Here is a 506-nt window from a genome sequence, read left to right on the forward strand (position 1 = left end):
ATTCGGAGCTTTCGCCGCGCGACCGGCTCCGGGCGTCGAAGACGGGAATCTCGGTCCCGTCGGCCAGGGACAGGGAAACCTTGGCGGCCATCAGGCGATGCATCTGCTCGATCAGGTCGAGCGCCTTGCTGGTGGCGCCCAGCCGTTCCGCTGCCGGCGCCGCGCTCTCCCCGAGGTCGAGCGTCACGGTATTGGTGCGGACGGCCGTGTCGCAGATGTGCATGAGGCACAGCCGGGCCATGCGTCCGCTCGGCACGGCCTGCTCGGCGGAAGGCGGCTCGATCCGGACCGAGGCGGTCCCGATGTCGCGATTCCAGTTGCCGCGGGCGACGCGCAGCGGGAGCCCCAACCCGCAGAAGGCGGAATGCAGCCAGAGGACGGCATCATCCGGCAGATGGTGATGGGCGTATGTCGGAGCGCCGGCGACAGCGCGTTTCAAGCTCATGAGGACCGAAATTCAAGTTGTGGCGATATTTGCGCGCATAGCCGATCGCGCGGGTGCCCGG

General features: G+C 68.2%; 1 protein-coding gene. It reads right to left on the reverse strand.

Annotation, left to right across the window (positions count from 1 at the left end):
* A partial coding sequence (locus AC1DWF_RS39005) for a hypothetical protein (protein ID WP_476843734.1) occupies positions 1 to 445 on the reverse strand: 445 nt, incomplete at its 3' end.
* Positions 446 to 506 lie beyond the last annotated feature (61 nt).

The sequence above is a fragment of the Aminobacter sp. P4_D5 genome (genome assembly GCF_056401815.1).